This is a genomic window from Mesorhizobium sp. NZP2077, from assembly GCF_013170805.1.
Taxonomy (GTDB): Bacteria; Pseudomonadota; Alphaproteobacteria; order Rhizobiales; family Rhizobiaceae; genus Mesorhizobium.
The window spans coordinates 3,411,209-3,431,431 of sequence record NZ_CP051293.1 but is presented as its reverse complement, the minus strand read 5'-3'; the positions used below and the strand labels follow the sequence as shown (position 1 = coordinate 3,431,431).

The window sequence follows — 20,223 nt, the reverse complement described above, 5'->3', positions numbered from 1 at the left end:
TGCGAAGCGGTTTTCCGTCCGGAATTGCGTCAGACCAAAAAGCCTTACCCACCACGCTCTGTCCAGCGCCAGAACAAGGAAGTTTCGATGCCCATCCCCGCCCCCTTCGTCTCCAAGCTCATGGACATCGAGAAGGACTGGATCGACTACAACGGCCATCTCAATATGGCCTATTACAACGTGCTGTTCGACCGCTGTTCGGACGAGGCCTTCGAGGCGATGGGCATGGGGCTGGACTATGTGAAAGAGCGGCGCCTCACCATCTACACCGCCGAAGTCCACGTCTGCTACGTGCAGGAGCTGCATCTGGACCACAAGGTCACGGTCTCCTTCCAGCTCATCGACCATGACGCGAAGCGGCTCAGGGCCTACCAGGAAATCCGCCATGTCGATGGCTGGCTCGCCGCCACCTCCGAGACGCTGTCGCTGCATGTCGACATGTCGGGGCCGAAAGTCGCGCCCTTCCCAGCCGATGTTCTGGCCAAGGTCGAAGCCATGCGCGCCGCGCATTCGGCGCTGCCGATGCCCGAGCGTGCCGGCCGCTCGATCGGCATCAAACGCAAATAGGGCGGACCTCAAAGCCACACCGGCAATCCAAAATCGCATAACCCTCAAATCGGCTGGCACCGGTGCTTGAAGCGCCCTCGCAGCCGCGTTAACCTTACCGAGGTTTTAACGGGAACAAGCCAATTGAGCCGTTGAACGACTCAGCAGAGCGGCCGAAAAGGTCCGCACTGGGTTGTTTTACGGGCGGCGGGGCGAAGCCGGTTCGAGGGACGTGCATGAAAACCGACATCAAGGTCGAGGTGGACAGGCTGGCCGCTGATCCGCGCATCACTGACTATGATTTCTGGCGTTCGCTCAAGAACGTCGACAACGAGATCTTTCACATCGCCAACAACAACGAGCCGATCCCGTTCGACATGATCCGCTGGCGCAGCATCTTGAAGCGCGCCCGCCTGAAGCGCGGGCACGCCTGACTCCGTCGAGTCGGCTTGGAAATACATCCGGCAACCAATCTGATCAAAGCGTTCGCTTGATCGCGCCAGCGGCTGGAGCGCCGCCACTGGCGCCGACTGGATGACGGCAGTTTTGGCCATCGCATAGGGATGATGCGGTCGATCACCCGCTCCAGTTTCGCGCTGATGCTGTCGCTGCTGCCAACGCTGATCGGCGTCATCGTGCTGCACCAGATTCCAAGTCTCGGCGATTGCCTGGGGATAGCATTGGTGGTCGCCGGCGTTGCCTTCCACAAGCCTGCATCGACAAGTTAGACGCCAGGAAAACCTTTATTATCAATTGGTTGCAGAAGTGCCGAGTCGGTTCCCGATCCCGCCAAACTGCGACAACACGTCCAGGATTGAACCAATTCCGCACTTGAGCCGTTGTCTCCCACGAAAACGGCTTGGAGTGACACAATGGACTGGAAACGGACCAGGGAGCCTGCCGACGCCTGGCACATGACGGACGACCTTCATGTCGAGCATGGCAAGGGCGACCCGTTCGCGGCGGCCATCCGCGCCACCCGCATGTCGATGATCATCACCGATCCCCGGCGGCCTGATAATCCGATCGTCTTTGCCAATGACGCGTTCCTGCGGCTGTCCGGCTACGGCCGCGACGAGGTCATTGGCAAGAACTGCCGCTTCCTGCAGGGGCCGAAGACCGACAAGGCCGCCATTGCGGAGATACGTACGGCGATCGAGGACAAAACCGACATCAGCGTCGACATCCTGAACTATCGCAAGGACGGTTCGACCTTCTGGAATGCGCTCTACATCAGCCCCGTCTCCAACGACAAAGGCGAAGTGCAGTTCTTTTTCGCGTCGCAGCTCGATGTCTCCGACCGCAAGCACTCGGAGCATCGCATCACCGCCGACAAGGACCGTTTCGAGAAAGCGGTGAAGGAGCGCACGGCGGAACTAGAAGCAGCCCTTGAGGCGCAGACCACCTTGCTGCATGAGGTCGATCATCGGGTGAAGAACAATCTGCAGATGATCTCCTCGCTGATCATCATGCAGAGCCGCACCATAAAGGACGAGGCAACCAAACGGTCTCTGAAGACCATGCTGGAGCGCATCGAGGCGCTGAGCACCGTGCATCGCCGGCTCTACCAGTCGAAGGACGTCAGCCGGTTCGACGTCGCGGACTTCGCCAAGGACCTGGTGACCGATCTGCTGACGGCGTCGGGGCGCACCGGGATCAAGTCGAAACTCGAGCTCGAACCCGTTGTGATTTCAGCCGAAAAGGCGACGCCTGTCGCGCTGATGGTCAATGAACTGGTCACCAATGCCTTGAAACACGCTTTCAAGGAAGGACCGGACGGGACCACGGCCGGCCGCATCGGCATCAAGATGAGCCAGCCCGACGGCCACTTCAACATCGAGGTGTCGGACGACGGTGTCGGCATGGCCGATTCAAGTGGCGATGCGTCTTTCGGCATGCGGCTGATCAAGTCGCTCGCCCGCCAGTTGCAAGCCGATATCGAATGGCGCGACGCCGGCCCCGGAACCAAGGTCGTGATCTCGATGCCGAACGAACCGCAGCAAAAAGGGAATGTGTCATGATTGAACCGCTCAAGGTCCTGATCGTCGAGGACGAAGCGCTGCTGGCCATGGAACTGGAAAGCCTTGTCGAAGAGGCCGGCCATAAGGTCGTCGGCTGGGCGACATCCTCGTCGGAGGCAAAGAGCATGGTTGAGTCCACGGATGCCGACATCGCCTTTGTCGACATCCACCTCACCGACGGCCCGACTGGTGTCGAGGTGGCCGAATATATCGGCCAGAAGAAGAACTCGATGGTGGTGTTCATGACCGCCAACCCGAAGCGCATTCCCGATCATTTCGCCGGTGCGATCGGTGTCATCGCCAAACCCTATACGATGAACGGGCTGACGTCGGCTTTGCGGTACCTGCAGGAGGGCGTGCGCCGCCCGCCGCCCGTTTCCACACGGCCGGCCGGCTTCACCCTGTCGCCGGCCTTCGAAGCGGTCTGGGCGCCGTCAGTCGCCTGACCGGCTATTTCAGCTTCTCCTTCAGGAAAGCGATCGTCCTGCCCCAGGCGAGATCGGCCGCCTTCTTGTCGTAGCGCGCCGCCGACGTGTCGTTGTTGAAGGCATGATTGGCGCCTTCATAGACATAGACCGTGTATTCGACATGCGCGGCATCGAGTTCTTTCTTGAAGGCGTCAATGCCGGCATTGGTGCGATCGTCGAGCCCGGCATAGTGCAGCAGCAGCGCGGCCTTGATCTTCGACGCGTCGGCGGCCTTTGGCTGCATGCCGTAATAGGCGACGCTGGCAGTGAGATCAGGCGCGTTGACGGCCAGCATGTTGGCCGTGCCGCCGCCCCAGCAGAAGCCGATGGCGCCGACCTTGCCGTTGCCGTCCTTGTCGGCCTTCAGGAAGGCGACGGTGGCAACGGCGTTGGCAACGGTCTGCGCCGGGTCGAGTTTGGTGAACATGTCGCGCGCCTTGTCCTCGTCTTCGGGCGTGCCATCGAGCGGCGACAGGAAATCCGGCGCCAGCGCCACGAACCCCTCCAGCGCCACGCGCCGGGCGACGTCACGGATATGCGGGTTGAGCCCTCTGTTTTCATGGATGACGATGACGGTACCGAACTTGCCGGCCTGGTTTGCCGGTTTCACCAGATAGCCCTTCATCTCGCCGCCGCTGCCCGGATAGGTGATGTCCTCGCCTTTCACGCGGGAATCGTTTTCGGCGACGATCGCCGCCTGGGCGGAATTCGCCGCCAGCATTGGTGCAATCACCGCCGCTGCCGCACCCGATCCGGCAAGCCTGGTCAATTGCTCCATGAAGCGGCGGCGGTCGAGCGTCAGATGCGTGTACTCATCATAGGCATCGATCATCGCCTGGGTGATTGCAGGCTTGGTGGATTTGGTCACGGGCGCGCTCCTCGACTTTGGTGTCCTTGCCGTTTGCAAGATAGGGGCGAGCCTCGCATCGTCCAGTCACGGGACGGTGACGCTCCCTAGCGAGGGGCGGCAGTCATCGCCACAATTTGGCCTCATCACATTCCTGTCATCGGCGACAAATCTTGATGGCGCTGCCACAATAGTAGGGGAAACTGACTATCCGGCCGCCCATGGTGCGGCCACGGTCCTGAAAAGCCGACCTGAAAGGAAAACGCCGATGACCATGCCCCCGCCGATCCTGGCAACCGCCTTCATGCTTGCCGCAGCCGCCCTTCTGGCGATGCGCGCGACTGTTGTCGCCGCGACCGGCAAGTCCATGGTCAAGGTCCGCGGCCGCCAGCGCCATGCGGCAAACACGAAAACCCAAGGTTGAGGTGAGATCATGGACGTACAGGATATTGTGAACACTGTCTCGCAGAAGGCCGGCCTTGATCAGGCAACGACCGAAAAAGTCGTCGGCACCATTTTCTCGGTGCTCGAGCACGAGGCGGAAGGCACCACCGCCTCATCCTTCTTCGCCAAGATCCCGGGCGCCGATGCTTTGGCGCAGAAATATGACGTCATGGCCGCCACTCCTGCCGGCAGCGGTGGCGGCTTCCTGTCCTCGCTGCAAGGCGCGCTTGGCGGCGTTCTCGGCGAAAAGGCCGGCGCCCTGGTCAACGGCCTCGCCGCGCTCAAGGCATCCGGGCTCGACATTGCGCAGATCCAGAAGGCCGGCGAGGCGCTGGTCCAGCAGGCTGAAGCCGCCGCCGGTCCCGATTTGACCAATCAGGTACTGGGCTCTGTGCCCAGCCTGAAGAGCCATCTGGGCCTCGGCTGACGCCAAGACCACTTTCTGCGGGCGCGCGCCCTACTTCGGCAACGCGTAGGCCATCACATAATCGCCCGGCTTGGTGCCGACCGAGCCGTGCCCCCCGGCGACGATGACCACGAACTGGCGTCCGTCGGCGACCGTATAGGTCATCGGCGTCGATTGTCCGCCGGCCGGCAAACGGGCCTGCCAGAGCTGCTTGCCTGACGTCAGGTCATAGGCACGCAGATAATCGTCGACCGCGGCACCCAGGAAGGCGACGCCGCCGGCGGTGATCATCGGCCCACCGATACCGGGCACCCCGACCTTCAGCGGCAGCGGCAAGGGCGTCATGTCGTAGATCGTGCCGTTGCGGTGCTTGTAGGCGATCGCGCCGGTCCTGAGATCGACCCCGGCCACATAACCCCAGGGCGGCGCCTGGCAAGGAATCCCGAGCGGCGACAGGAACGGTCCCATCACCACCGCATAGGGCGCGCCCTCATTGCGGTTCAGCCCCTGCTCGCTGCCGCGCCCTCCATCCGGTGGCGGCACCTGGTCGCGCGGGATGAGTTGCGACTTGAACGCCAGATAGGTCGGCATGCCGAACATCACCTGCCGAACCGGATCGACCGCGACGCCGCCCCAGTTGAAGGTGCCGAAATTGCCGGGATAGATCAGCGAGCCTTGTAACGAAGGCGGCGTATAGCGGCCTTCGTAACGCAGGCCCTGAAATTCGATACGGCAGGCCAGTTGGTCGAACATGGTGATGCCCCACATATCGGCGCCGGTGAGCGGCTTCGGATTGAAGGACAGTTCCGAAGACGGCTGCGTCGGCGAGCCCTTGTCTCCCTCGATGGCGCCGCCGGGCGCCGGCACTTCCTTGACCGCAATCACCGGCTCGCCGGTGCGCCGGTCAAGCACATAGAGGTCGCCCTGCTTGGTCGGCCCGACCAGCGCCGGCACGATCGAGCCGTCGGCCTTGGTGATGTCGACCAGGCTCGGTTGCGCCGGCACGTCCATGTCCCAGAGGTCATGGTGCACAGTCTGCCGCACCCATTTCAACTGCCCGGTGTTGAGGTCGAGCGCGGTGATCGAGGAGGAAAACTTCTCGACATTGGCGCTGCGTCCGGCGCCGAGCTGGTCCGGCGTCTGGTTGCCGAGCGGCACGTAGAGCAGGCCGAGCTTCTCGTCGGCACTCGGCGTCGACCACATGTTGGGCGAGTTGGCGGTGTAGGTCTGGCCAGCCGGCAGCGGCGTCGTCTGGTCCGGATTGCCGGAATCCCAGTTCCAGATCAGCTTGCCGGTGCTCGCATCATAGGCGCGGATGACGCCGGACGGCTCCTGCGTCGAATAATTGTCGTTGACCGCGCCGCCGACGATGATCTTGCCTCCTGATATCAGCGGCGCCGAGGTCGAGTAATAATAGCCCGACTTCGGGTAAGGCATGCCGGTCAACAAATTGAGCGTGCCGGCCTCGGCGAAGGCGGGACAGACCTGCCCGCTGGCGGCATCGAGCGCGATCAGCCGCGCGTCAGAGGTCGGCAGGTAGACACGGCTTCCGCAGGGTTGGCCGGCAGCGATCGCGGCATCGGCATAATAGGCCACGCCACGGCAGGTCTGGTGCTGGCGGTCCTTGTCGAGCTTGATCTTGGGGTCGTAGCGCCACTTTTCCTTGCCGGTCGCGGCGTCGACCGCGATGGCGAAATTGTGGGGTGTGCAGATGTACAGCGTGTCGCCAACTTTAAGCGGCGTCACCTGATAGGTGGTCTCGGTGATGTCATCCGGCCCCTTCACGTCGCCGGTACGGTAGGTCCAGGCCGGCTGCAGATTGGCGACATTGTCCGGCGTGATCTGGTCGAGCGGCGAATAGCGCTGGCCGAACTGCGTGCGGCCATAGAAGTGCCATTCGCCCGCCGGCACATCATTGCCGAGATTGGCGTTGGGGATCACCTTGTCGGTGTCGAGCGCGCCGCCAATGTCCTTCGGGTCCGTGGTCATCGAATAGCCGGCCACCGCCAGCGACGCCAGCACCGCCAGGATCAGCGGTGCGCGCCCGTCAGGACCGGCGAGACCGCGCCTTGCCCACGGCGTCAAAAGCCACAGCGCCACCAGCACGATGATGCCACCCCGCGGGCCGAGTTCCCACCAGTCGAAGCCGGTTTCCCAGACCGCCCAGGCCAGTGTGCCGAGCACGATCGCCGCGTAGAGCCATAGCGCCGTGGTGCGGCGCCGATAGAGCAACCAGGCGGCGATCAGGAACGCCAGGCCGACGACGATGTAATACCAGCTGCCACCCAACGAGGCCAACCGGAGACCGCCCGCGCCAAGCGCCAGGCCGATGAGCAAAAGGATGAGGGAGGTGATGGTGACAGCCAAGATGATACTCCTTCGACTGTTGCGCGCTCGCGCGGCCATGGGCAACCCGGCGCACCGTTCCTGCCCTCGCCACAGCTTTCTCTCAGCCGCCTCTCCTGTCAAGTTGGCGCACACGCTGAGGTGGCAGTTCATCTTGCCTACGGTCGGGTTTTCCAGCAGTCTCTGTTGATCGTCCCTCCCGTGGAGCAAGCAAAAAATGCCGTCATTCTTTCCGCCACTGACGCGCATGGCGCTTGTGCTCTGCTGCCTCGTCGCGCTTATCGCCGGGACCGTGGCCGCGCCGGCGCAGACAATCAGCGACATCAACAAGGCGAACGGCTTTCACGAGATGCTGATGGGCATTGGCCCGGGTTTCACCGCCGCCGTGAAATCAGCGCCGGGAACGCCAGTGCAAAAAGTCCAGGACGCCCTTGCCGCCGCCATGGCAGGTGCCTTTGACCCCAACAAGATGGAGACTTCTATCGAAGCGCGAATGGATGGCAAGCTGTCCGCCAAGGACCTGTCCGACCTCGCTGCTTTCTATGCTTCGCCCTTGGGCAAACAGGTCACCGCGCTGGAGATCCAGGCTTCCGCACCGGAAGCAAAGGAGGCCAAGAAGATCGATGGCGCCAAGATCCTCGGCGAGCTTCCATCCAGGGATCCGGCCCGGCTCGCATTGTACAGGAAGATGATGGACGATATCAGCGCCGTCGACACTGGCGAAGCCGTCGCCTTGAATATGGGCTATGCGATGCTCACCGAAATGCTGGGCGCGGCCGGAAAGCCCCTCCCCGACGACCAGGTCATGGCCCTGCTGCGCAAGCAAACCGAAGGGCTTCGCCGTGACATCGACAACGATGCCATGGAATCTTCAGCCTATGTCTACCGGGATATGTCCATGGCCGACCTGAAGCTTTATGAGGCCTTCCTGGCCTCACCCGCCGGCGCCCGCTATTACGACCAGATGCAGGTCGCCCTCGGCGCAGTGATGACGGACGAGGCGCGCTCGTTCGGCCATCGGTTCTTCGTCGCCCTAGGTTACCGTAAGGCCTGAACCGCTGTATCGGGCACTTTACCGGGAACAAAACGTAGACAGTTCTGGTCTTTCCCCACCGAATCACTACATTCGGGGGAGATGTCCGGCTTTTCGGAAGACATGCCCTTTTTCGATGAACCCAATGCGCGGCCCACGGCCCCCTCGGGCATTGCCGCGCGCGCCATGGCTGCCCGCAGCGGCCAGAACAATGCGCCCGACTATCTCAAGGGGTTGAACCCGGAGCAGCGGCTGGCGGTGGAAACCACCGAAGGCCCGGTTCTGGTGCTGGCCGGCGCCGGCACCGGCAAGACCCGCGTCTTGACCACCCGCATCGCCCACATCCTTGCCACCGGCAAGGCCTTCCCGTCGCAGATCCTCGCCGTCACCTTCACCAACAAGGCGGCGCGCGAGATGAAGCAGCGCATCGGCATCCTGATCGGTGAAGGCAATGTCGAAGGCATGCCCTGGCTCGGCACCTTCCACTCGATCGGCGTGAAGCTTTTGCGCCGCCATGCCGAACTCGCCGGCCTGCGCTCCGACTTCACCATTCTCGACACCGACGATGTCGTCAGGTTGATCAAGCAGTTGATCCAGGCCGAAGGCCTGGACGACAAGCGCTGGCCGGCCAAGCAGTTCGCCCAGATGATCGACGGCTGGAAGAACAAGGGCCAAGGTCCGGCGGATATCGCCGAGGGCGACGCGCGCGCCTTCGCCAACGGCAGGGGCCGCGAACTCTACAAGGCCTATCAGGAGCGGTTGAAGACACTCAACGCCTGCGATTTCGGTGACCTGCTCTGCCACCCGATCCGCATCTTCCGTGCCAATCCGGATGTGCTGAAGGACTACCACAGGCGCTTCAAATACATCCTCGTCGACGAATACCAGGACACCAACACCGCCCAGTACATGTGGCTACGCCTTTTGGCGCAACGGCCGGGCGGGCCGCAACCACCACGAAGTGGCTCTCCGGGTGGTCGCGTTCCAAGTTTTTCCGGAGTTACGGATAGAACGGAGGCGGGTAATTATAGCCCGGCAACTCCGAAGGATGAATCGGCAGTTCCGGCCGAAGGCCGCAAGCCCGACCGGGCGTCCGAGCCGTTGCGAGGCCCGCGCGGAGGGCCCGCGCCGGCAGGCGCGGAACAGCCCGTGAGCGATAACAAAGTTAATATCTGCTGCGTCGGCGACGACGACCAATCCATCTATGGCTGGCGCGGTGCCGAGGTCGACAACATCCTGCGCTTCGACAAGGATTTTCCCGGCGCCACCATCATAAGGCTGGAGCGCAACTACCGCTCCACCGCCCACATCCTTGGCGCCGCTTCCCACCTCATCGCCCACAATGAGGGTCGTTTCGGCAAGACGCTGTTCACTGACCGCAACGAGCCGGAGGACGGCAAGGTCAACGTCCACGCCTCCTGGGATTCGGAGGAGGAAGCCCGCGCCATCGGCGAGACCATCGAGGCCTATCAGCGCGAGAAGCATAACCTCAACGATATGGCGATCCTTGTCCGCGCGTCCTTCCAGATGCGCGCCTTCGAGGACCGCTTCATCACGCTCGGCCTCAACTACCGCGTCATCGGCGGCCCGCGCTTCTACGAGCGCATGGAAATCCGCGACGCGCTGGCCTTCTTCCGCGTCGTCGCCAACAGCGGCGACGACCTCGCCTTCGAGCGCATCGTCAACGTGCCCAAGCGTGGACTGGGCGAAGCCACCATCCGCCAGATCCACGACACGGCGCGCGCGCTGCGCATCCCGATGCTGGAGGCGGCCGCCAACCTCGCCGAAAGCGACGAGTTGAAACCGAAACCGCGCGCTGCGCTGCGCGAAGTGGCCGCCAATTTCGAACGCTGGCAGAAGGCGCTGGAAACCAAGCCGCACACCGAGCTCGCCGAGACCATTCTCGAGGAGAGTGGCTACACCGACATGTGGAAGAACGACCGCTCGGCCGAAGCGCCGGGGCGGCTGGAAAACCTCAAGGAACTGATCCGCTCGATGGAGGAGTACGAGTCGCTGCGCTCCTTCCTCGAACATGTGGCGCTGGTCATGGATGCCGAGCAGAATGCCGGGCAAGATGCCGTATCGATCATGACGCTGCATTCGGCCAAAGGCCTCGAATTCGAGACGGTTTTTCTCCCGGGCTGGGAGGAAGGCCTGTTTCCGCACCAGCGCGCGCTCGACGAAGGCGGCCGCTCCGGGCTGGAGGAAGAGCGCCGGCTCGCCTATGTCGGCCTGACGCGGGCCAAGAAGAACCTGCATATCTGGTTCGTCTCCAACCGCCTCATCCATGGGCTGTGGCAATCGACCATCCCGTCGCGTTTTCTCGAGGAACTGCCGGACTCCCATGTCGAGATCGCCGAAAGCGGCAATTCCTATGGCGGCTACGGCAATTCATATGGCGGCGGCTCGTTCGCGTCCGGTCGTGGCGGCGGACGGCAGAACCCGTACGGCGCCTCGCGCTTCGACAATGTCGGTGCCAACAGCGAAAGATCCGGCGCCTTCTCCAACACCTATTCGACGCCGGGCTGGCAGCGCGCGCAGGCCAACCGCACCGAAGCGACCGACCGCAACTGGGGCACGCGCTCCGGCCACCAGGTCGAGCGCATCGGCTATGGCGAGACCGACAGCGGCTATGGCGCCGGCCGCACCTCGGTCAAGGGCCGCACCATCGACGGCGAACTGGTCGCCAAATCCGTCTCCGACACGCCGTCCGCCTTCAGCGTCGGCGACCGCGTCTTCCACCAGAAATTCGGCAACGGCAACATCTCGGCCATCGAAGGCAACAAGCTGACCATCGACTTCGACAAGGCCGGCCAGAAGCGCGTGCTGGACGGGTTTGTCGCGGCGGTGTGAGCCGCGCTCGACCCGCACTTCACCCCCTCACCGATACCTTGCCTGGTTCCATTTATGCCCCAGCAGCGACAGGATGATGATCAGGCCGTTGAAGAACTGCACGTAGAAGCCGCTCAGGCCCGCCGCGACGACGCCGGTCTGGATGAAGGACACGGTGACGGCGCCGATCGCGCCGCCGGCGACCGTGCCGATGCCGCCCCAGGTCGGGGTGCCGCCGACGAACACCGAGGCCAGCACCGGCAGGAGATAGCCGTCGCCCGCCGTCGGCCACCAGGTGAAGTTGATCATCACCGAAAACGTTCCGGCGATCGCGGCCCCGATGCCGACGAAGACGAACACTTTCACCCGCACGCGCTTGACGTCGATGCCCATCTGCTGGGCGCTGTCGGGATTGTCACCGACCACCTTCACCTGCGCGCCGAAGCGGTGCCTGTTGTAGAGCATCGCCGACAGCACGACGAAGGCGATGGCCCAGAAGATCTGCACCGGGATCCCAAAAACCTGGCTGGAGAAGATCTTGTAGGCTGGCGTGTCGGCGAGGCCTGTCAGGGCCATCGACTTGCCTTCGTTGATGATCTGGATCAGGCCGCGCAGCAAAAAGTTCATGCCGAGCGTGGCGATCAGCGACGACAGGCCGCCATAGACGACCAGCGATCCGACGAGGAAGCCGAGCAGCATGCCGGTGACAAGTGCCGCCGCAATGCCGAGGAACGGATCGTAGCCGGCCTGCACCACCAGGGCGAAGACCCAGGAGGCAAACCCCATCGTCGCTGGAAAAGACAGGTCGATCTCGCCGCAGGTGACGACGAAGACCAGCGGCACGACGACGAACAGCGCTACGGGAAGCGTCGTCAGCACGGAACTGTAGAGATACCAGGTGGTGAACACGGTCGGATTGGCGATCATGAACACCGCCATCATGACGATGAACACGGCGAGCGTGCCGAGCGAGGCGCGGTTGTCGAGAACGAAGCCGCGCAGCCAGTGATCGGATGGGTGTTGCCACTCTTTGCGGGCCGACCCGCCATGCGCGCCGAGAGGCGTTTCGAGATCGGGTTCCATGGTCTTGCTCATCGCGCTAGCTGCTCCGTTTCGCCGGCCTCGTGCAGTCCAGGCAATCCGCCGGGATGCGCGACGTCTTCCATGAAATTGATCAGCTCTTCCGCCGACTTGACCTGGCTGCGGTCGGCGGTCAGCGCCACCTTTCCGCGGTCGAGCACCACAAAGCGGTCTGCAATGTCGAAGACATGATGGATGTTGTGGCCGATGAACAGGATCGAGCGGCCGCCGGCCCGCACCTGGCGCACGAAATGGAAGACCTTGGCGGTCTCGGTCAGCGATAGCGCCGTCGTCGGCTCGTCGAGGATGATCAGCTCGGCCTGCTTGTAGATGGCGCGCGCAATCGCCACGCCCTGGCGTTCGCCGCCGGAGAGCTGGCCGACGATCGAATGCGGCGTGAACACTTTCGAGGTGAAGCCGATCTCGCGCATCAGCCGGCTTGCCTCTTCGATCTCCTTGTTGACCTTCAGCCAGCCCATGAAGCCGGTCAGCTCGCGGCCCATGAAGATGTTGCGCACGATGGTCTGCTGCACGGCCAACGCGCGGTCCTGGAACACCGTCTCGATGCCGGCGTCGCGCGAGCGCGCCGCGCTCCAGCCGCTCACCGGCTTGTCACGCACGAGGATCTCGCCGCTGGTCGGCCTGACGACGCCGGACAGGATCTTGATCAGCGTCGACTTGCCGGCGCCATTGTCGCCGATCAGGCCGACAACCTCGCCGCGGTCGACGCTGAGATTGACGCCGCCCAGCGCATAGACCTGACCATAGGACTTTTTGATATCGCGCAGTTCGATGATGCGTTCGGCCATCGGATCCTCGCTTTTCATTGTCGCTTGCCGCCTTCTTAACCGGCGGTCCTGCCGGCCGGGTCAACCCGGCCGGCAGCCTTGGGAGGTCAGCGCAGCGCCTGCTTGGCGAGCTCTGAGACGATCTCATAGTTCTGCGGCGTGACGAAGCCCGCACCCGTGTCGACATTCATCGGCGCCAGCCCCAGCACCACTTGCTGGCAGAGGCTGAGGATCGGCAGATAGCCCTGCAGGAATGGCTGCTGGTCGGCGGTCAGCTGCACCCAGCCGCCCTTGAAGCCCTCGACGATCTGCGGGCTGGTGTCGAAGCCGAAATTGAAGATGTCGCCGGGCTTCCTGCCCGCGGCCTGCATGTAGGTCGGCACGTTGCCGAGCATCTGCCCGCCGGGATAACCGACCGCCTTGACGTTGGGATTGTTGAGCAGTGCTGCGGTGATCACCGGGATAGCCAGATTCGGATCGGCTGCCCACTCGGGTACAGAATTGATTTGAACGACATCGACGCCGGCCTCTTTCAATGCGGCGACCGTCCCGCGCTCGCGCGCGCCCCGGCTCTCATTATCGAACGGGCCGATCATGATCGCCTTGTCGCCGGATTTCAGCCCGGCCAGCTTGAACGCCTCGGCGCCGAGCGCGCGGCCCTGCTGCTCCTGCTGCGCGCCGACATAGCCGCCGCCGAACGCTGCCGTCACCTTCGGCACCGGCACGTTCTGGTACATCATCTTGATGCCGTCCTTATGCGCCTGCTCGGCCAGCGGCATGATCGCGTCGTCGCCGGGATGGCCCATCATGGCGATGCCGCCGGGCTTGACCGCGACCGCCTCACGCAATTGCTGCACCATCTTTTCGACGTCCCAGCCGGAGAAGATGTAGTCGACCTTCGGCCCGAGATCGGCCGCCGCCTGCTTGGCGCCATTGTAGACGATGGTGCCGAAAGCGTCGCCCTCGGCGCCGCCAACGAAGAACCTGATATGGACATCCTTGCACCACTGCGCGTCGAGCGCCTGTGCCGGCAAGGTCGAGATGGCGGCGCACAGCGCCGTGGCGGCGGCCACGACGGTCGTGCGCAGAAGTGTCGTTCTGATCGCGATGCTCATGCACTTGTCCTCCCATTGTTCCCTCGTCAGCCGAGGGGCTTTTGACGATTGCTACGGCAGTACGACTTATCGGCCGGCTCCTCCCGCCGCCCAATTCTCACATCAAATTTGTTCTTACGTCGGGTTTGGCAGGTAGCTCGCACCTCCCCGGCATTGCTTGAGGTAGTCCAGCGCCCGCGCCTGGCCTGTGATTTCGAGATCGCCGCGATAGACCGGGTCGTGCCAGCCCTCGATGTCGATGGCACCCTTGTAGCCGGCGAGCCGCAATTCACTGATCACCCGCGTCCAGTCGCTGTCGCCGAAGCCCGGCGTGCGCATCTGCACGAAGGGCAGCCGGCCGAACACGCCGTGTTCGCGGATGACATCCCAGCGCACCGTGGCGTCCTTGCCGTGGACATGGAAGATGCGCGGCGCCCATTTGCGGATCTGCGGCATCGGGTCGATCAGATAGACGAGCTGGTGACAGGGCTCCCATTCGAGTCCCAGATTGTCGTCGGGCAATTCGTTGAACATCAGCTCCCAGGCGTCCGGATTGTGGGCGATGTTCCAGTCGCCGGTGGCCCAGTTGCCGTCCATGGCACAATTTTCGAAGGCGATGCGCACCCCCTTGTCGGCGGCGCGTTTGGCCAGCGGACCCCACACTTCGCGGAAGCGCGGCAGGCTGTCGGGCAACTTCTTGCCGCGCAGGCGCCCGGTGAAGCCGCTGACCATCGAAGTGCCGAACAGATGCGCGTTGTCGATGACCGTTTCCCAAGCCGCAAGCACACCTCGATCGACCTCGCCACCTTCCAGCGGATTGCCGAACACGCCTAGGGAAGACACGATGACATCGGCATCACCGATCGCCTCGCGGATCTGGCCGGCCAGCCGTGGCAAATCCTTGCCACCCAGCGTCTGCCAGAAGAAGGGCTGAATGCTCTCGAAGCCGAGCGGCAAGATCTGTTTGATGTAGGCGGCCGGGTCGTCGAGATTGGCCCGCACCATGGTGCCGATCCTGATGTCGAGGAGCGGGTTTGGCATCATTTTTCTTCCTGTGCAGTGATCGCCACGCGGCGTCCGGTCTCGGCGCTCTCGATGGCGCCGAAAACCATGGCCAGGCTCTTGATGTTGTCGGCGCCGTGCGTCTCCGGCTTGGTGCCGGTCTCGATGGCGTGCATGAAATCCCGGATGATGCCGAGATGGCCACCGATGCGGTCGACCGGATCGAGGGGTGGCACGTCGATCGGCTGGGTCTTGTCGATCAGGCCATCGCGGCCCGACGCCATCACTTCCGCCTTTAGGCCGTCATGGCCGTCCCAGATGAGGCTGCCGCGCTCGGCGACAATGCGCCAGCTGCCTTCCCAGCTCGTGCGAAAACCGTCGGCGCACCAGGAGCCGGCATAGGTGAAGGTCTTGCCGCCGCCGAGATCGAAGATGGCGCTCGCTGACGATCCCTGCCGGTACCAGGAATTGGGCGGCTCCCATTCCTGACAACAGACGCTCGTCGGCTCGCCGCCGACCATGTAGCGGGCGGCGTCGAAGGTATGGATCGCCATGTCGAGCAGCAGCACATGCGCCATCTCCTCGCGAAAGCCGCCGAAATGCGGCGCGATGAAGAAGTCGGCATGGATGCTGGTCGCAGCCCCAATGCCGCCGGAGTCGAGAAAGCGGCGGATGCGCCTGACATTGGCAACGTAGCGGCGGTTCTGCACGACGGCATGGACACGCCCTGCCCGGCGCGCTGCCTCGACAATGGCGCGGGCATTCTCAGGACTGTCGGCCAGCGGCTTCTCCGTCAAGAGATGGCAATTGTGGGCAAAGGCCGAAAGCGCGACCTCGCGGCGGGCGGCGGGGACAACGACATCGAACACCGCATCGGGCCTGGTCTGGTCGAGCACCGCGTCGAGGCTGGTGCCGATGACGGCGCCGGTGAGGTTGTACTCGTCCGCCCTCGCCTTCGCCCGCTCGGCGTCGAGGTCGACGAGGCCGACAATGGCGAGGCCGTCGATCTGCCTTACGGCATCGAGCCACTGCCTGCTCATCGCTCCGCAGCCGACGAGGACGACATTCATCATCCGGCATTCCTCCCGTCCGGTCCCTCCAGACCGAATGTCACGGCATTCACGGCATCACCGTAAACGTTTTTCCGTAAACGTTTACGAGAACACACCCGATGGCGTAGAATGTCAATCGGCTGCCTGCGAAAATCATACCGAAGCCTTGGCCTGAGCGGCAGCCGGTGCTAGCCAAGGCTCGGGGGAGAACTGTCCTTGGCGTCCAGCATCCACGACCTTGCGCGTCACCTGAACATTTCGATCGGCACCGTGTCGCGGGCGCTGAACGGCCGCGCTGACGTCAATGCCGATACCCGCCAGCGCGTGCTCGACGCCGCCAAGAAGCTGAACTATTCACCCAACCAGTCCGGCCGGAGTCTCAGGCAAGGCGCCACCCATTCGATCGCCTTCATGCTGCAGCCGCATCCGGGCGACCAGCAATATGGCGAGCCCTTCTTCATCCCTTTCCTGATCGGGCTGCAGGGCCGGCTCGCCGAAAGCGGCTTCGACCTGTCCGTGGTGATGGGCGCGCCGGGCGACTATCAGCAGGAGCGCCTGCGCCGCGTGGTCGAAACCCGCAGGGCCGACGCGGTGGTGCTGGCCTGGACGCGGCGCGAGGACGAACGCATCGACTACCTGCTCGAGGCCGGCTTCCCCTTCGCCACGCTCGGCCGCAGCCGATCCGGCGGCAAGGCGTACTCCTCGCTCGACCTCGATTTTGAAAAGGCCGGGAGCGACGCGGTCGACCGGCTGGTGGCGCGCGGCCATCGTCGCATCGCTGCCATCCGCCCTTCCCTCAATCTCAATTTCGGCTATCTGTTCCTGGACGGCTATCGCAAAGCCCTGAAGCGGCACGGCATCGAGGTCGATCCGGCGCTGATCGCCGACGGCTTCATCAACGAGGCCGGCGGCTACCAGGTGACGCCGCGCGTGATGCTGGCCAAGAACCGGCCGACGGCAATCATCTTCAACAATGACGCCATGGCGCTCGGCGGCTGCAAGGCGCTGGCCGAGATGGGCATCCGGCCCGGCCACGATATCGCTGTGACCGTCATCGTCGACACGCCGCTCTGCCGCTATTTTTCGCCGGCGCTGACCGCTTTCCGCCCGGCGCTGGAGCCGATGGGCAGACGGCTCGCCGAAATGCTGCTGGCCTCGCTACCGGCCTTTGCCGGCCCCGAAGGCCCGCGCATAATCCGCGAAGTCTGGCCGCTGGAGCTGATCGCGCGCGACAGCGATTGATGGAGCCGGTTAGGGCTATCAATCCACCTTCTTCTCGCCCCGCTCGCCGGCCTTGACGATGTCGCCCGTCGTGAACAGGATTTCCTTCAGTTCCGCGCGCCAGTCCTTCTTCTGGCGCAGCAGGAATTCCAGGTCCATGCCGAAATGCTTGAACTCCTCGCCCTGCGCGTTCTTCATGATGGCGCGCGCTTGCGGGTCCTTCTCCACCGAGACGCGCTGTTCGTACCAGCCGATCGCTTCCGCCTCCTCGATCAGCGAGGTGATCATGCGGGCAAAGGTCCGCACCTTCTGCGACAGTTCTTCAGGCGGTTCGTGATACTGGTCGAAACCCATGTCGTCCTCCGGTGGTTCATTCCCATGAATGCCTGGGGCTGCCGCCGGTTCCGCCTCATCTTTGCAATTCCGCCAACGCCCTTTCCAGCGGCGCCGGCGAAATCTGGATCGGGCCGGAGAACGGCACATCCATATCGAGGATCAGATAGAGCGCCCCGGCGATCAGCGCGGCGGAAATCACCAAGGTCGCGAGCGTGATCGCATTCTTCGGCGCCCTGAATCCGAAACTGGCAAAGATCAGTGCCAGCCAGGTAACCAGCATCGCGATCAGCGGCCAGGGGATGGCGCCCTCCGACTGCTCGACCAGGATCCAGCGCAGTTCCAGCACTTTCTGCAGCCGCTGGCGTCCGTCCTGCAGGAGGGAACCACGTACAGCGTCGGGCGGCGTCAGCGCATTCAGCCGTGAGCCGATCTCCGTCAGCAGATGTTCGGACAGCTGGTTGGCGGCGATGGTCGTTTCGCTGTTCTGTGACGAGGTGGTCACCACCCTCTGGACATAGGCGACCAGCGGCTGCCGCACCGTGTCGGTTTCCGGGCCGTATTGGCGCAATGTCCTGTCGAGAAGGATCAGCTCCGTTGCATAGGCGTGCACATTGTGATCGATCGATTCGAAGGTGTTCTTGGCCGAATTGATCATCAGGCCGAGCATCAGCGAGGTCATGACTCCGAACAGATTGGCCGCGAGCCGAACCACGGTGTTCGTGTCGTCATCACGATGTCTGGCCGGCAATCTCGGCCAGATCGCCATGCTGGCGAACGCCGACGCCGCCAGGCACAGGAAGATCACCATTGCGATGAAAGCTTCGAGCATCGCTCATCTCTGCACGGGACGCGCCAATTGCCAATGGCAGGGCGACCTGTCTAAGGCGAAAGTTCGAGCATACTCGCGGCTGTAGCGATATGGCAGCGCCTTGCCGGGCTGAAAGACGGCGCGGTAATGTCCTTTTGTCCGTCGTGGCAGTTTGATCCGTAGGAGGCCGGCATTTCTGGAAGATCATCCTTGCCGCGCCTTGGGCCGCTCCTCGGGCGCCGGCCGCTGCTGCCGACCTTGCTCGTCCTGCTGGCGGCGGCGATCTTCCTTGCCGACACGATCACCAATCTCGAGATCGCGGTCGCGGTCTTCTATGTCGCCATCGTGCTGATCGCGGTCCGCTATCTCGATCGCCGCGGCGTGGCGATGGTGGCGGCGGCCTGCATGGCGCTCACCGTGCTGAGTTTTTTCCTCACGCGGGCAGGTTCTATCCCGGCGGGCGTGGTCAACTCTGCCATCAGCCTGGTGGCAATCGCCGTGACGGCTTATCTGGCGCTGCGCACCGCCGCTGCCGAGGCCGCCGCCCGCGAGGCGCAGGCGCAGCTCGCCCACATCACGCGGGTGACGATGCTAGGCGAATTGACGGCCTCGATCGCCCACGAGCTCAACCAGCCGCTGGCGGCAATCGTGCTGAACGGCAATGCCGCCCAGCGCTGGCTGGCGGGCGGCAATCCGGATGAGGCCGGCAAGGCGGCCGGGCGCATCGTCAGGGACGCCGAACGCGCCAGCGAGCTGATCAAGCGCCTTCGCGGCCTCACCCGCAAGGCGGCCGGCAAGGCGGTCTGGCTCGACGTCAACCAGACCATCGCGGAGACGTTGCCCCTGGTCCAGAACGAGGCCGGCCGAATCCGTGTCTCCTTGCGGACCGAACTGGCCAGCGGCCTTCCCCGGATCCAGGTCGACCCGGTGCAGATCCAGCAGGTCATTCTCAACCTGATCCTCAATGCCCTGGAAGCGGTGAAGGATGAGAGCGTGCGTGACGTGACGGTGCAGACCAGCCTTGGCAAACCGGGTGAAGTCGTGATTGCCGTCCGCGATTCCGGCCGTGGCCTGGACGGCGTGCAACTGGATCAGCTTTTCGATGCCTTCTACACCACCAAGCCGGACGGCATGGGCATGGGGCTTGCCATCAGCCGCTCGATCGTCGAGAGCCATGGTGGACGCATCTGGGCGGAAGCGTCAGTGCCGCGCGGCGCCGCTTTCCGCTTCTCGCTGCCAGCGGGCAGGACAGGGCCGCGCGGACCAGACCGGTGAAACCAATGAACGAACCAAGACAGATCGTTTTCGTCATCGACGACGACCCCGCCATGCGCGAAGCGCTCGACAGCCTGTTGCGCTCGGTGGGGCTGGAGGTGCGCTGTTTCGGTTCGGTCGCCGAATTCCTTGGCACACCGAGGCCCGATATCCCCTCTTGCCTGGTGCTGGACGTGCGCCTGCCCGGCAAGAGCGGCATTGATTTCCAGAAGGAACTCGCTCATTCCGAGACACCGCTGCCGGTCATCATCATGACCGGCCATGGCGACATTGCCATGTCGGTGCAGGCGATGAAGACCGGCGCCGTCGACTTCCTGCCGAAGCCGTTCCGCGAACAGGACCTGCTCGATGCCATCGCCGCCGCCCTGGACAAGGACCGGCTGCGGCGGACGCACTCGGCCGAAATCGATACCTTGCGCGAACGCCTCGCAACGCTGAGTGACGGCGAACGCAGCGTCGTGGCACTGGTGGTACAGGGACGCCTCAACAAGCAGATCGCCGGCGACCTCGGCATCAGCGAGATAACCGTCAAGGTCCGCCGGGCGCGGGCCATGCGCAAGATGCAAGCGGGATCACTGGCCGAGTTGATAAAGATGTTCGGTCGGCTGGAATCTTAGCCGGCGAA

Annotated in this window: 20 protein-coding genes and 1 pseudogene; 12 read left to right on the top strand and 9 right to left on the bottom strand. The window is 63.6% G+C overall.

The genetic code is table 11. The features are described from left to right. Positions 1–87: 87 nt before the first annotated feature. From HGP13_RS16960 to HGP13_RS16940, 5 genes and pseudogenes are all read left to right on the top strand, one after another. Positions 88–567, top strand: coding sequence for a thioesterase family protein (locus tag HGP13_RS16960; RefSeq protein WP_172227454.1), 480 nt, complete (start codon positions 88–90; stop codon positions 565–567). Positions 568–782: 215 nt separating this feature from the next. Continuing rightward, complete coding sequence (locus HGP13_RS16955; RefSeq protein WP_013894716.1) at positions 783–980, top strand: hypothetical protein; 198 nt, start codon at positions 783–785, stop codon at positions 978–980. Positions 981–1,100: 120 nt separating this feature from the next. Beyond that, a pseudogene (locus HGP13_RS16950) lies at positions 1,101–1,274 on the top strand (EamA family transporter); the annotation flags it as partial. A gap of 144 nt (positions 1,275–1,418) precedes the next feature. Continuing rightward, positions 1,419–2,567 carry a histidine kinase dimerization/phosphoacceptor domain -containing protein gene (locus HGP13_RS16945; RefSeq protein ID WP_281410966.1) on the top strand — a complete coding sequence of 383 codons (1,149 nt, stop codon included), beginning with the start codon at positions 1,419–1,421 and terminating at the stop codon, positions 2,565–2,567. Next, a complete protein-coding gene (locus tag HGP13_RS16940) occupies positions 2,564–3,013 on the top strand; it encodes a response regulator (protein WP_172227452.1) in 450 nt (149 codons plus the stop codon). Before HGP13_RS16945 ends, HGP13_RS16940 begins: the two co-directional genes overlap by 4 nt. A gap of 4 nt (positions 3,014–3,017) precedes the next feature. Here the strand turns inward: HGP13_RS16940 and HGP13_RS16935 are convergent, their stop codons facing one another. Further along, a complete protein-coding gene (locus HGP13_RS16935; protein WP_172234749.1) occupies positions 3,018–3,866 on the bottom strand; it encodes a dienelactone hydrolase family protein in 849 nt (282 codons plus the stop codon). Between the two features lie 283 nt (positions 3,867–4,149). Here HGP13_RS16935 and HGP13_RS16930 point away from each other — a divergent pair, with 283 nt between their 5' ends. Then, a complete protein-coding gene (locus HGP13_RS16930; RefSeq protein ID WP_172227450.1) occupies positions 4,150–4,305 on the top strand; it encodes a hypothetical protein in 156 nt (51 codons plus the stop codon). Positions 4,306–4,314: 9 nt separating this feature from the next. Then, entirely contained in the window at positions 4,315–4,752 is a 438-nt protein-coding gene (locus tag HGP13_RS16925) for a hypothetical protein (RefSeq protein WP_172227448.1), read from the top strand. A 30-nt stretch (positions 4,753–4,782) separates the two neighbouring features. Here HGP13_RS16925 and HGP13_RS16920 read toward each other — a convergent pair whose 3' ends face one another. Beyond that, the gene (locus HGP13_RS16920) at positions 4,783–7,098 is read right to left on the bottom strand and encodes a glucose/quinate/shikimate family membrane-bound PQQ-dependent dehydrogenase (protein WP_172227446.1); all 2,316 of its coding nucleotides are present in this window, start codon (positions 7,096–7,098) and stop codon (positions 4,783–4,785) included. Positions 7,099–7,294: 196 nt separating this feature from the next. Here HGP13_RS16920 and HGP13_RS16915 point away from each other — a divergent pair, with 196 nt between their 5' ends. Continuing rightward, positions 7,295–8,131, top strand: a complete 837-nt coding sequence (locus HGP13_RS16915; RefSeq protein WP_172227444.1) for a DUF2059 domain-containing protein — start codon at positions 7,295–7,297, stop codon at positions 8,129–8,131. An 81-nt stretch (positions 8,132–8,212) separates the two neighbouring features. Further along, positions 8,213–10,963: a UvrD-helicase domain-containing protein gene (locus tag HGP13_RS16910; protein ID WP_172227442.1), complete on the top strand. Its 2,751-nt coding sequence runs from the start codon at positions 8,213–8,215 to the stop codon at positions 10,961–10,963. A 27-nt stretch (positions 10,964–10,990) separates the two neighbouring features. Here HGP13_RS16910 and HGP13_RS16905 read toward each other — a convergent pair whose 3' ends face one another. From HGP13_RS16905 to HGP13_RS16885, 5 genes are all read right to left on the bottom strand, one after another. Continuing rightward, positions 10,991–12,037 (bottom strand): ABC transporter permease, encoded by a 1,047-nt coding sequence (locus tag HGP13_RS16905; protein WP_172227440.1) that lies wholly within the window; start codon positions 12,035–12,037, stop codon positions 10,991–10,993. Beyond that, positions 12,034–12,831 (bottom strand): ATP-binding cassette domain-containing protein, encoded by a 798-nt coding sequence (locus HGP13_RS16900; RefSeq protein WP_172234748.1) that lies wholly within the window; start codon positions 12,829–12,831, stop codon positions 12,034–12,036. The genes HGP13_RS16905 and HGP13_RS16900 overlap by 4 nt, the downstream gene beginning before the upstream one ends. Positions 12,832–12,917: 86 nt before the next feature. Next, on the bottom strand, positions 12,918–13,925 hold the full coding sequence (locus tag HGP13_RS16895) for a substrate-binding domain-containing protein (RefSeq protein ID WP_172227438.1): 1,008 nt from the start codon (positions 13,923–13,925) through the stop codon (positions 12,918–12,920). 114 nt (positions 13,926–14,039) lie between these two features. Continuing rightward, positions 14,040–14,945: a sugar phosphate isomerase/epimerase gene (locus tag HGP13_RS16890; protein ID WP_172227436.1), complete on the bottom strand. Its 906-nt coding sequence runs from the start codon at positions 14,943–14,945 to the stop codon at positions 14,040–14,042. Beyond that, positions 14,945–15,979 (bottom strand): Gfo/Idh/MocA family oxidoreductase, encoded by a 1,035-nt coding sequence (locus HGP13_RS16885; protein ID WP_172227434.1) that lies wholly within the window; start codon positions 15,977–15,979, stop codon positions 14,945–14,947. The genes HGP13_RS16890 and HGP13_RS16885 overlap by 1 nt, the downstream gene beginning before the upstream one ends. Positions 15,980–16,174: 195 nt before the next feature. Here HGP13_RS16885 and HGP13_RS16880 point away from each other — a divergent pair, with 195 nt between their 5' ends. Then, positions 16,175–17,200 carry a LacI family DNA-binding transcriptional regulator gene (locus HGP13_RS16880; RefSeq protein WP_172227432.1) on the top strand — a complete coding sequence of 342 codons (1,026 nt, stop codon included), beginning with the start codon at positions 16,175–16,177 and terminating at the stop codon, positions 17,198–17,200. 18 nt (positions 17,201–17,218) lie between these two features. On the opposite strand, the gene HGP13_RS16875 is transcribed toward HGP13_RS16880, so the two are convergent. Further along, on the bottom strand, positions 17,219–17,533 hold the full coding sequence (locus HGP13_RS16875; protein ID WP_172227430.1) for a hypothetical protein: 315 nt from the start codon (positions 17,531–17,533) through the stop codon (positions 17,219–17,221). A 55-nt stretch (positions 17,534–17,588) separates the two neighbouring features. Beyond that, positions 17,589–18,344, bottom strand: coding sequence for a DUF4239 domain-containing protein (locus HGP13_RS16870; protein ID WP_172227428.1), 756 nt, complete (start codon positions 18,342–18,344; stop codon positions 17,589–17,591). Positions 18,345–18,533: 189 nt separating this feature from the next. On the opposite strand from HGP13_RS16870, the gene HGP13_RS16865 reads away from it, so the two are divergent. Both HGP13_RS16865 and HGP13_RS16860 read left to right on the top strand, forming a co-directional pair. Continuing rightward, a complete protein-coding gene (locus HGP13_RS16865) occupies positions 18,534–19,598 on the top strand; it encodes an ATP-binding protein (protein ID WP_210266365.1) in 1,065 nt (354 codons plus the stop codon). A gap of 5 nt (positions 19,599–19,603) precedes the next feature. Continuing rightward, positions 19,604–20,215, top strand: coding sequence for a response regulator transcription factor (locus HGP13_RS16860; RefSeq protein WP_172227426.1), 612 nt, complete (start codon positions 19,604–19,606; stop codon positions 20,213–20,215). Positions 20,216–20,223: the final 8 nt, after the last annotated feature.